The sequence below is a fragment of the Roseibium sp. RKSG952 genome (assembly GCF_009711355.1).
Genome location: NZ_SMMF01000919.1, coordinates 49,143 through 60,419, shown reverse-complemented (window position 1 = coordinate 60,419; position 11,277 = coordinate 49,143). Strand labels below are relative to the sequence as shown.

Annotated in this window: 13 protein-coding genes and 1 tRNA gene; 8 read left to right on the top strand and 6 right to left on the bottom strand. The window is 55.6% G+C overall.

The genetic code is table 11. The features are described 5' to 3' along the window. Nucleotides 1–914: MFS transporter (locus E1297_RS21070; protein WP_155141947.1), on the bottom strand; the 914-nt coding region annotated here is incomplete at its 3' end. A gap of 96 nt (nt 915–1,010) precedes the next feature. Here E1297_RS21070 and E1297_RS21065 point away from each other — a divergent pair. Genes E1297_RS21065 through E1297_RS21055 form a run of 3 tightly spaced genes read left to right on the top strand, consistent with a single transcriptional unit; the run spans nt 1,011 to nt 2,796 of the window. Then, nucleotides 1,011–1,643, top strand: coding sequence for a DNA-3-methyladenine glycosylase (locus E1297_RS21065; protein ID WP_155141944.1), 633 nt, complete (start codon nt 1,011–1,013; stop codon nt 1,641–1,643). Then, nucleotides 1,640–2,305, top strand: a complete 666-nt coding sequence (locus E1297_RS21060; protein WP_155141942.1) for an alpha/beta hydrolase — start codon at nt 1,640–1,642, stop codon at nt 2,303–2,305. Before E1297_RS21065 ends, E1297_RS21060 begins: the two co-directional genes overlap by 4 nt. Before the next feature lie 2 nt (nt 2,306–2,307). Continuing rightward, a complete protein-coding gene (locus E1297_RS21055; RefSeq protein ID WP_155141941.1) occupies nt 2,308–2,796 on the top strand; it encodes a GNAT family N-acetyltransferase in 489 nt (162 codons plus the stop codon). Here the strand turns inward: E1297_RS21055 and E1297_RS21050 are convergent. Together E1297_RS21050 and E1297_RS21045 are read right to left on the bottom strand one after the other, a co-directional pair. Next, the gene (locus E1297_RS21050) at nt 2,793–3,218 is read right to left on the bottom strand and encodes a VOC family protein (protein ID WP_155141940.1); all 426 of its coding nucleotides are present in this window, start codon (nt 3,216–3,218) and stop codon (nt 2,793–2,795) included. The genes E1297_RS21055 and E1297_RS21050 overlap by 4 nt on opposite strands. A 31-nt stretch (nt 3,219–3,249) precedes the next feature. Next, a complete protein-coding gene (locus E1297_RS21045; RefSeq protein WP_155141938.1) occupies nt 3,250–3,855 on the bottom strand; it encodes a pseudouridine synthase in 606 nt (201 codons plus the stop codon). 212 nt (nt 3,856–4,067) lie between these two features. Between E1297_RS21045 and E1297_RS21040 the strand changes: the two genes are divergently transcribed. Beyond that, nucleotides 4,068–4,655, top strand: a complete 588-nt coding sequence (locus E1297_RS21040; RefSeq protein WP_155141950.1) for an HNH endonuclease — start codon at nt 4,068–4,070, stop codon at nt 4,653–4,655. Nucleotides 4,656–4,658: 3 nt separating this feature from the next. On the opposite strand, the gene E1297_RS21035 is transcribed toward E1297_RS21040, so the two are convergent. Together E1297_RS21035 and E1297_RS21030 are read right to left on the bottom strand one after the other, a co-directional pair. Next, on the bottom strand, nt 4,659–5,123 hold the full coding sequence (locus tag E1297_RS21035) for a disulfide bond formation protein B (RefSeq protein ID WP_155141936.1): 465 nt from the start codon (nt 5,121–5,123) through the stop codon (nt 4,659–4,661). Next, complete coding sequence (locus E1297_RS21030) at nt 5,120–5,698, bottom strand: YqaA family protein (RefSeq protein ID WP_155141934.1); 579 nt, start codon at nt 5,696–5,698, stop codon at nt 5,120–5,122. The genes E1297_RS21035 and E1297_RS21030 overlap by 4 nt, the downstream gene beginning before the upstream one ends. A gap of 145 nt (nt 5,699–5,843) precedes the next feature. Here E1297_RS21030 and E1297_RS21025 point away from each other — a divergent pair. From E1297_RS21025 to E1297_RS21010, 4 genes are all read left to right on the top strand, one after another. Then, nucleotides 5,844–5,929 (top strand) — tRNA-Leu (locus E1297_RS21025). Between the two features lie 368 nt (nt 5,930–6,297). Further along, nucleotides 6,298–7,266 carry a TAXI family TRAP transporter solute-binding subunit gene (locus E1297_RS21020; protein ID WP_155141932.1) on the top strand — a complete coding sequence of 323 codons (969 nt, stop codon included), beginning with the start codon at nt 6,298–6,300 and terminating at the stop codon, nt 7,264–7,266. A gap of 110 nt (nt 7,267–7,376) precedes the next feature. Then, complete coding sequence (locus tag E1297_RS21015) at nt 7,377–9,986, top strand: TRAP transporter permease (RefSeq protein ID WP_155141931.1); 2,610 nt, start codon at nt 7,377–7,379, stop codon at nt 9,984–9,986. Continuing rightward, the gene (locus E1297_RS21010; protein ID WP_155141929.1) at nt 9,983–10,414 is read left to right on the top strand and encodes a universal stress protein; all 432 of its coding nucleotides are present in this window, start codon (nt 9,983–9,985) and stop codon (nt 10,412–10,414) included. Before E1297_RS21015 ends, E1297_RS21010 begins: the two co-directional genes overlap by 4 nt. A gap of 17 nt (nt 10,415–10,431) precedes the next feature. Here the strand turns inward: E1297_RS21010 and E1297_RS21005 are convergent, their stop codons facing one another. Beyond that, on the bottom strand, nt 10,432–11,247 hold the full coding sequence (locus tag E1297_RS21005; protein WP_155141927.1) for a sugar phosphate isomerase/epimerase: 816 nt from the start codon (nt 11,245–11,247) through the stop codon (nt 10,432–10,434). Nucleotides 11,248–11,277: the final 30 nt, after the last annotated feature.

Here is an 11,277-nt window from a genome sequence, read left to right as displayed (position 1 = left end):
ACACCCTGCAAGGCCACAACACCTGCACCTGCCAGAATGGCGAGGCCAAGCGCTACAATCTTTTCAACACCAAAACGCGCGATTAGGTGCCCGGTGAAGAAGCTTGGTACATACATTGCCAGAACATGACTTGTGACAACATCGGCGGCGTCATTCGCAGTATAGCCACACCCGACAACAGCCAGCGGCGTCGAAGTCATGACAAGGTTCATCAAAGCGTAAGAGACCATTGCGCAGATGATGGCAACAGCGATGCGTGGTGTTTTCAGCAGTTCCAACCGTGTTCGCCCTTTGGGCGTATCCGCTGTTGGGCGGGGTGGCGTTGGAATATCCAGGAAAAAGAATAGCGCCGATCCAATAACGTTAACGGCGATAACGGCGATATAGGTGCCGAGAAACGGAATGACATAGGACTCAGCGGTCAGTTTGACGATCTGCGGACCGATGATTGCCGCTGCCAATCCACCCGCCATGACATACGAAATCGCTTTAGGCCGGAACTCGTCCGAAGCGGTGTCGGCGGCCGCAAAACGATAGAAGCCATGGGCGCTCATGTAAATGCCGGTCAGAAGGCTTCCCAACAGGAATATCGGAAATGATCCGAGGTACAGGCCATAAGCACCTACGACACCACCACAGGCACCAGCGGTCGCACCAACTAGAAATCCGACGCGGCGACCCCAACGTTGCATGATCGCCGAAATCGGCGTCGCTGCCAGCATCGACCCAAGAACAATCAGCGAAATCGGCAGGGTTGCAAGGCAGGGGTTTGACGCCAGAGACTGCCCTGCCAGTCCACCCACGATGAAGATCATCGGCATCTGAGCGCCGAGGATAGATTGCGCAGCTACCAAAACGGCGACGTTGCGTTTGGCCTGTCTGTTGTTGGGCGGAGTGGTGGCGGTCATTGTCATGGGCATATGCGTATCGGCGAAAGCCGTTACTTACAAGCGGGTTGCATATGCGGCAAAGCCGCCTAACGTGCGGCGTGTATCTAAGATGGAGAGCTCATGGCCGTCGGTCGCATTATAGAAACGCCAGAATGCGTGGAAGAGGGGGCTGAGTGGCTGGCAACGGCCTGTCCGCGTATGGCTTATGCGATGCAAAAAACGGGGCCGTTGCCTCTGCGGCGTCGGCCAGACGGATTCTCTCAGTTACTGAGTGCGATAGTCAGTCAGCAGGTCAGTGTTGCCTCGGCCAATGCCATCTGGAAACGCCTTAAGGACGCAAAGCTGACGGGTCCGCGCAAGATCATGTGGTCAACCGATGATGATTTGCGGGCCGTGGGTTTGAGCAGGCAGAAAATCCGGTATGCCCGTGCGTTGGCCGAAGCCCGTATTGACTACACAGCGTTGAGGGATGCGTCCGATGAGGAAGTCGTTGCAGTCCTGACCGAAGTGCCCGGCATCGGTGTTTGGACCGCCGAGATTTACGCCATGTTCTCTCTGGGGCGTGCGGACGTGATCGCGCCGGGTGATTTGGCCCTGCAGGAAGCTGCACGCATCCTCTATGACCTGCAGAAACGTCCGACGGATAAGGAGTTGCGGTTGATGGCCGAAGCCTGGTCACCCTGGCGTTCGGTTGCGGCGCGGGTTTTGTGGGCCTATTACCGGGTGGCTAAAGAACGAGAAGGGATCAGATGACACGGGTTTTGAATGCGCTCCGAAAAGAGCCGGTTTCGGGCGACACACGCTCGGTCGTGGTGTTCGTACACGGCTATGGTGCCAACGGGGCCGACTTACTGGGTCTGGCCGATCCGCTGGGCGAGCATCTGCCGGACACATTGTTCGTGGCACCAGATGCCCCTGAACAAATCCCCGGTATGCCCAATGGGTACCAGTGGTTTCCGATCCCCTGGATCGATGGTTCGTCCGAGGAAGAAGCGCGCCGTGGCATGGAAATGGCGGTTGAGGATTTCAACGCTTTCCTCGATGCCTTGATGGTGGACGAGGATGTGTTGCCAGAGCAGGTGGTTCTGTTCGGATTCTCACAAGGCTCAATGATGAGCCTGCATGTTGCTCCTCGCCGGGAAGATCCGGTGGCTGGTATTGTCGCTTTCTCGGGCCGATTGCTGGAGCCCGACTTGCTGCCTGACGAGACTATCAGCCGGATGCCGGTTCTTCTGGTGCATGGTGACGCAGATGATGTTGTGCCGCCCCAGTCTTTGCCTGAAGCCGCTGAGGCATTGCAAAGCGCTGGGTTTCAGGAAGTTTACGCTCACGTCATGAAAGGCACAGGCCATGGGATTGCACCGGATGGTCTGAGCGTGGCGTTGGCCTTCATGCGCGACAAATTGAGCCTGTAACGATGATCGCCGTTCGCCCGATGATGCGAGAGGATGTGGCGGACGCCTGCCGCATTCTCAATCAGATCATCGCGATCGGCGGTACGACCGCGATTGAAATCCCATTTTCTGAGCCACTGTTCACGCAGAGCTATCTTGATGGAACAGATAAGATCTGTTGTCATGTTGCCCTTGATGATCAGGGTGAAGTTGCTGGTTTTCAATGGCTTGGGGCGAATGATGCGCTGCCTGATGACTGCGCGGATATAGCAACCTTCACGCGACGCGATCCGGTTCTGAAAGGCGCGGGTCGCGCATTGTTTTCCGAGACCTCAAAAGTGGCTTCAGCGCTAGGAATTTCCGCGATCAATGCCACTATCCGGGCCGATAATGTATCGGGCTTAAGCTACTACGATAAGATGGGTTTTCAGGATTACTCGGTCGCGTATGGTGTGCAGCTGCGCGACGGAACGCCGGTAAACCGGATTTCCAAGCGTTTCACCTTGCGTTAGTCCCAGAGATGACCTTCGGCAAACTCGACTGAATTCCCTGCAGGGTCACGAATATAAAGTGATTTCGCTCCGCCGGGCCACTCGAACTCTGCATCGACCGGGATGTTCCAGTTGAGCAGATGCTTACGCATTGCAGCAATCTCATCCCTAGTCAGAACCAGACAAACATGCCCGGCTCCACGCGCACCATGCGGAGGAACAGGCAGATCTGGGTTGCTTGGCGGTTGCTCGGTTTGCTCCGGATTGAACAATAAGAGGACAGCGCCACCGACACGGTAAAAGACGTGACGATCCTCAACACGCTGAATGCGTGTTAGCCCCAGTATCTCACCATAAAATCGTTCAGCTGCATCCAGATCATCGACATACAACGCAGCCTCCAGAATGGCGGAGGGGGTAGGTATCTCCGGCGTCACTTTCATAAAATTAGTTTAGCGGAAATAAGGGCTTCTGTCACCGGCGAGGGCGGCGATCCCTTTTGCGCTGCGGTGCCGAGTTCAATGTGGGCATGGGCAGGCTGTCCCATTGGCCGGGTTCCAACCCCTCCAAAGTCCAATCGCCGATGCGGGCACGGATCAAACGCAAGGTAGGGTGTCCAACCGCTGCCGTCATTCGACGAACCTGACGGTTTCGACCTTCGCGCAACGTCAGTTCAATCCAGCTATCCGCAACAGTCTTTCGCTCACGAATTGGCGGGGTGCGTGGCCACAGATCTTCAGGTTCATCTATCGCACGTGCCCGGGCAGGGCGTGTTGGACCTTCCTTGAGTTCAACACCGTCTCGCAACGCCTTGAGGGCGGCAGCATCTGGAACACCTTCGACCTGAACCCAATAGGTCTTGGCCATCTTGTGTTTTGGGTCTGATATCTGGGCCTGCAGACGGCCATGGTCTGTCAGCAGCATCAGACCTTCGCTATCCCGATCCAATCGACCAGCCGGATAGACGCCGGGCAGGTCGATAAAATCCGATAATGTGCTACGCGGCGATTCCGAGTTCGCACGGTCCGTGAACTGCGGCAGCACATCAAAGGGTTTGTTGAATCGGATGAACCAGGACATGCCCCGCCATAGCCCGAGCGACACACAGTGCGCAACCTGTGGATAACTGTCATGTCACTGTTACGGATTCGGCTTACCCAATCTTCGACATATTGTGGAAACTCAGGGCTTGTCAGAGTTTTAACACGATATATAGTCATAGTAAGACCGGGGCGGGTGCTCCCCGCTCTGGTGTCACAAACGGGCAGCTGAGAGCGAGGAGCGATTCTGTGATGGACGGAGACTTCAGGACCGAATTTGTCAGGGAACCCGGTGCACTAAAGCATCATCCGGCATTGGTTTTGAACGCCGATTACCGCCCCTTGTCATACTATCCGCTTTCGTTGTGGCCGTGGCAGGAGGCGATCAAAGCGGCTTGGTTGGACAGGGTTGATATCGTCGCCGAATATGACGAAGTTGTCCGCAGTCCCAGCACCGAAATACGAATACCTTCGGTCGTTGTCCTTAAAGACTATGTAAAACCCAGAAAGCGCGTGGCCTTCACGCGCTTTAATTTATTTTTGAGGGATGAATTCCGTTGCCAATACTGTGGCAGCCGTGGGGATCTGACCTTTGACCACGTTGTACCGCGTGCCGCGGGCGGGGTAACAAGCTGGCAGAATGTTGTGGCTGCGTGCAGCCCCTGCAATTTGCGCAAAGGCTCAAAATCGCTCCGGCAGGCGGGTATGACATTGCGCAAACCGCCTCGGCAACCGGATGCCGAGGCTTTACGCAATATCGGCCGTAAGTTTCCGCCAAACCACCTGCACGACAGTTGGATCGACTTCCTGTATTGGGATGCGGAACTGGACGAAATCTAAGAGTTACCGGCTACGCCACGCGGCAATCCAGACCAGTACCAGGCACGCTGATAGTACTGCGTTCCACCCGGCCATCGACAGGCCAAACAACTCCCATGGGATGTCGTCACAGCGAACCAGCGGTGCCGACATGATCTGCTCCATCAGCTCTTCCGCGGACAACCCTCCAATATCGCCCGAAGTGCAGCTTGTCGGACCTTCCCACAATCCTCGCTCGACACCTGCATGATACACCCCAATCCCGGCAGTGATCGATGCAGCGAGCGCACCCAGCAGGGGCAGGAAGCGCTGTCCGGGAAGGGCCAGCGCCACAACACCAATCAGAACGGCTGCGCCATGCGGATAGCGTTGCCAGATGCACATTTTGCATGGCGCCATGCCACCAAGATGTTGAAATCCCCACGCTGCAAGCAACAGAGCGGCTGATCCGCCGGCTGCGAGGAATATGAGTGCGCGTTGTTTCGTCATATGTATTTCACCAACAGGAATCCTCCGATCAAGAGGAAGATGAAGAGTGTAAAGACCAGCCCCAGACGTTTCTCAATGAAATCCCGGATAGGTTCGCCGAACCCCCACAGCAGACCGGCGACGATATAGAATCGCAACGCACGTGCCAGAATCGAGGTTGCGATGAAAGTCCCAAGCGGCATTCCGGTCCAGCCGGACATGATAGTGATGACCTTGTAGGGGAACGGGGTGATTCCGGCGGTCAGCACTGCCCAGAACCCGAAATCATTGAATCGCTGGTTGAATTCTTCCATGGCATGACCTTTGCCCATCGCCTCAAGGATCGGCTGGCCAAGACTCTCATAGAAGAATGCCCCGATCGCATATCCAAGCATGCCGCCAAGTACGGAAGCCACCAATGCAACGGTGGCGATCAACCAGGCGCGCGATGGGCGCGCAAGAATCATGGGAATCATCAGAACGTCGGGTGGAATCGGAAAGAACGAACTTTCGACAAATGCTACGATTGCCAGCGCCCAGAGGGCATGAGGGTGATCCGCCAGACGAATTGTCCAGTCATAAAGCGATCGCAACATTATATACTATGGTCCCAAGATCAGTTGGGGTTAGGCAAACCACGCACCTGCCAATGCGTCAACCGCTCTTGGTTGAACGAACGGGAAATTGGATGGTTTTTGCCTCTGGACCTTCCCGTTTGAGGACGCTAATCCATTGCACGTGGCCCAAGTGGCGGAATGGTAGACGCAGGGGATTCAAAATCCCCCGCCTTCACGGGCGTGAGAGTTCGAGTCTCTCCTTGGGCACCACAACCCTTACATCGATGTAGAACCAATTGTGTAAGCGTAGCAGCAGGTCTCTCCTTTGCGCTGCTCGCGACCACATGCATGCGCTTGGATATGAACAACCTATAAGTGTTACGAGATTTGCGGAGGAGTTCGTCAGGCGGGGAAACTCTCGCAAATATCGTCATATCTGAGGCTTTGCGGCCTTGATCCGGGCGCTGGCCTTGACATTCGATGTGTCTGAATGAAACGTCGAATATGTTGGGAGAGTTTGGAAAATTCAGTGAGTTGTACCCGTTGCAAGACGGGCAAGTTTGACTTATCGGCACGGTCCCCGGACGGGGGCAATGCGCCTTTTCCGTCTGCCAAACATAAAAATTGGGAGTTCATAAATGAAAAACAGCAGCAAGCTCAGCCTCGGCGCGGTCATCACCGCTGCCTTCATGGCTCCGGCCGCTTATGCCGAAGAGTTCATCACCATTGGTACTGGTGGTGTAACGGGCGTTTACTACCCGACCGGTGGCGCGATCTGCCGTCTGGTGAACAAAGGACGTAAAGAGCATGGCGTGCGCTGCTCGGTCGAATCGACCGGTGGTTCCGTCTACAACATCAACACCATCCGTGAAGGCGAGCTGGAGTTTGGTGTTGCTCAGTCCGACTGGCAGTACCATGCGTATAACGGCAGCTCGAAATTCGAAGAGGCTGGCCCCTTCGAAAACCTGCGCGCCGTATTCTCAGTACACCCTGAGCCGTTCACCGTTGTGGCCCGTGCCGATTCCGGCATCACCAACTTCGAAGACTTGAAGGGCAAGCGAGTCAACATCGGTAACCCCGGTTCTGGTCAGCGCGGCACCATGGAAGTCCTGTTGGGCGAAATGGGCTGGACCACTGACGATTTCGAACTGGCGACCGAGCTGAAAGCGGCTGAACAGTCGGCGGCTCTGTGCGACAACCAGATCGACGCAATGGTTTACACCGTTGGTCACCCATCGGGTTCGATCCAGGAAGCCACGACCGCGTGTGACTCGGTTCTGGTGAACGTAAGCGGCGACGCTGTCGACAAGCTGGTCAACGACAACTCGTTCTACCGTACCGCAACCATCCCCGGTGGCATGTATCGTGGTTCGGACGGCGACACCTCGACCTTTGGTGTTGGCGCGACTTTCGTAACCTCGGCAGACGTGTCGGATGACGCGGTTTACGCAGTTGTAAGCTCGGTCTTCGAAAACTTCGATGACTTCAAAAAGCTGCACCCCGCGTTTGCGAACCTGAAGCCCGAAGAAATGATCGCAGACGGCCTGTCGGCTCCGCTGCATCCGGGTGCTGAGAAGTACTACAAAGAAAAAGGCTGGATTCAGTAATCCACCAGTGACTTTGGAACGAGGCGCAGTTTTGCGCCTCGTTTTTACCGGCAGAACACCGGAACAAAAAAACCGCGCCGGAAACCGGCCGCAGGACGGGGAGAGATTTGATGAGCGCTGATCAACAGGGCAATCGTCCGTTATCCGAAGAAGAACTGCAGGAACTGGTCGCATCCTCGGATGCGGGTGCACGTGATCCTGCTGGAAACGTGGGTCTGTTTCTGGCAATTGTTGCCGCAATCTGGTCTATTTTTCAGGTGGTTCTGGCGTCGCCTTTATCCAATTACCTGTTGCCCGGAAGTGTCGTCAACAACGCCCGTCAGTTTCACCTTGCTTTTGCATTGTTCCTGGCTTTCGCGGCCTATCCTGCGCTGAAGTCCAGCCCGCGTAATTATATCCCGGTTCAGGATTGGATCATGGGAATCATGGGTGCGGCAATCGCGCTGTATGGATATTTCTTCTACGATAAGATCGTGAATGCGGGCGGTCTTGCGGATGATACCGACAAATGGGTCGCTCTGGCTGGATTGCTATTGCTGTTCGAGGCCGCGCGTCGCGCGCTTGGCCCGGCAATGGCGATCATCGCGACGATCTTCCTGGCTTACGTATTCTTCGGGTCTTCTGAATGGGTCCCCGAGGTTATCCGATGGAAAGGTGCAAGCCTTAAAAAGGCGATGAGCCACATGTGGATCACGTCCGAGGGCGTATTTGGCATCGCCTTGGGTGTTTCCACCAAGTTCGTCTTCCTGTTCGTCCTGTTCGGAGCTTTGCTGGATAAAGCCGGGGCAGGGAATTACTTCATCAAGATGGCGTTTGGTGCGCTAGGCCACCTGCGCGGTGGACCGGCCAAAGCGGCCGTTGTTGGTTCTGCTGCGACTGGCCTGATCTCGGGCTCTTCGATCGCCAACGTTGTGACCACTGGTACGTTTACCATTCCGCTGATGAAGCGCGTTGGCTTCTCGAGCGAACAGGCGGGATCGGTCGAGGTTGCCTCGTCGGTCAACGGTCAGATCATGCCACCGGTTATGGGGGCTGCAGCCTTCCTGATGGTCGAATATGTCGGTATTTCTTATGTCGAGGTAATTACGCACGCCTTCTTGCCTGCGGCGATTTCGTACATCGCCCTAGTCTATATCGTTCACCTCGAGGCGGTTAAGCGGAACATGCCGACACTTGGTGATCGCGATGTGCATCTGGCGCGGACGGTTGTTGGCATGTTGTCGTTCTTCCTGATCTTTGCAGGCCTTTGCTATGGCTCGCAATTCCCGGTCGATGCGGTAACGGCATGGGTGCCAACCATGGCCGGCTTGGTGCTTAGCCTTATTGTCTGCGCCGTCTATGTGGTCCTTCTGTATTTCGCAGCTCAGGTTCCGGATCTGGAGCCTGATGATCCGAACGCCAAAGAAGTCACGCTTCCGGTGATCAGTGAAATCTACAAAGCGGGTCTGCACTATCTGCTGCCGATCATCGTGCTGGTGTACTTCCTGATGATCGAGCAGAAATCACCTGGCTTGTCAGCTTTCTGGGCGACGGCATTGCTGTTCGTGATCCTGCTGACGCAAAAGCCGCTCAAGGCGATCTTCCGTGGTGAAAGCAACCTGCCGGCGTTCTTTGTCGATGGTGTCGCCGATCTGTGGCAGGGCCTGATCGACGGTGCGCGTAACATGATCGGTATCGCGCTGGCAACGGCCACAGCGGGTGTTATCGTGGGTACCGTGACGCTGACAGGTGTCGGACAGGTGATGGCTGATCTGGTGGAGTTCCTGTCGGGCGGTAACCTGATCCTGATGCTCGTGATGGTCGGCCTTCTCAGCCTGATCCTTGGCATGGGTCTGCCCACCACCGCGAACTACATTGTTGTTAGCTCACTCATGGCTGGCGTGGTTGTGGAACTGGGGGCGCAGAGCGGACTGATTGTACCGTTGATCGCGGTACACCTGTTTGTCTTCTACTTTGGCATCATGGCAGACGTCACGCCCCCGGTGGGTCTTGCAAGCTTTGCTGCAGCAGCCGTTTCAGGTGGTGATGCGATCAAGACAGGCTTCACGGCTTTCTTCTATTCGCTTCGTACCGTTGCACTGCCATTTGTGTTCATCTTCAACACGGACCTGCTGCTTATCGATGTAACATGGGTCGAAGGGATTATAGTGGCGATATTCGCGACGATAGCGATCCTGGTCTTCACAGCGGGCACCATGGGTTACTTCCTGACCCATAGCCGTATCTATGAAAGCATCGCGCTGATCTTCGTGGCGTTTGCCCTGTTCAGACCAGATTTCTTCATGGATCGCATCGCGCCTCCATTCACTTCGGTTGAGCCTGCTGCATTCGTTGAGACGATGGGTCAGACACCACCCGGAACAGATGTTCGGATGGTTATCAGTGGGCCTGATTTTGACACCGGCAAGATGGTGGACACCACGGTTGTCGTGCCAGTTGGTTCTGAAGAGGGCGGTGAAGCGCGCGTCGACGCGATGGGGCTGCTGCTGTTCGAAGAAGATGGCCTTGTCAAACTTGAGGAACCGATGTTCGGATCACCAGTTGCCGATGATCTGGCCAACTTTGACTACTACGGTGACGAGGCCGTACGCCTGAGCTCGGTCAGTCTGCCGTCCAGCCAGCCTCCGAAACAGCTGATCTATATCCCTGCGATGATCCTTCTTGGGCTGATCGCTTTCCTTCAACGCGGTCGTGCCGCAAGACAAGAGGTGCCAGCATGACAAACTCTGTTTTGTGTGCCGTCGATATCAGTAACGGCGATCTTGACGCTCAGGTTCTGAAACAAGCAGCCGAGTTGGCGGGGCATGAAGGGGCGCAGCTTGATGTCGTGACTGTGCTGCCAGACTATGGTGAGTCCTTCGTGAGCAGTTTTTTCGAGCCGCATCATCACGAGCAGGCGCTTGCGGATGCTCATGAAAAACTGACCCATCTCTGTGTTTCGGCCTTGGGCGAAGAGCGTAATGCTTCTATCCGCCATGTGGTCGCCACAGGGACAGCCTATCAGGAGATCCTGAAGACGGCAGAGAGTGCGGGCTCGGATTTGATTGTGATCGGGGCACACAAGCCTGATTTCAAAGACTATCTGCTTGGGCCGAATGCCGCGCGCGTGGTGCGGCACTCGACCGTTTCTGTCTACGTGGTCAGATAGGTCAGTTCTGGGCCTTGCTATTCAGCCAAGCCCAGAGCAAGCAAATGTTCAAAACCCGACATCACGTCGTTGCTGTCTCGCAGTTCCAGCACCAGCCGGGCCTGTGATGCGGCTTCGGCAATTGCCTCAAAGGCAGCCTGCCAGTTTATGCTTCCTTGACCCGGCGCCCAATGCCGGTCTGCATAACCGTCGGCATCTTGCAGGTGGATATGCGCCAGCCGGTCTCCTGCAGCACGGACATAGTAGTCGACCGGCGGTGCGCCCGTAGCGCCATGTGCGTAGTGCGCATGTCCAGTATCGAGGGACACGCGTACGAAGTCGGAATTGAAACTATTGGCTAGGATCACCCGATCAAAAGGGTTCTTATCCTCGATGTTCTCGATCACCAGTACGACACCGTATTCCTCAGCCCTTGCAACAACCGGTGAAAGGGTTTCGTGAACGCGCGAAATCTTCGCTTCTCGGGAAGTCAGGTCGCTGTCTAGGTTGTGGTAGTCCCACGTTGAATAAGGCGAGTGCAGGACCATTTGCGTTGCACCAAGTTTAGCTGCGATATCCAGCGCCTGTTGCATACGTTTCTGAACAATGATGCGCATTTCGGGATCATGGCAATCCAGCGGCAGATCATAGAACGGGCCATGAATACCCAATCGCCCCGAATACCCTTGCAAAGTGTTCTTAGCGGCGGTGATCAAGTCTCCAGCAGCATCGCCCAAATTGTTTGGAGAAAAGAAATCCTGAATTTCCAGATCACGCTGTCCATCTACAAGCCAATCACGATGGGTTTTGAGATCGGCCACCATCAGCGCGGCGCCCACTTTGAGTTTTGTCATTTCCAGTCCCTTTATATTTGGGACCGTCAT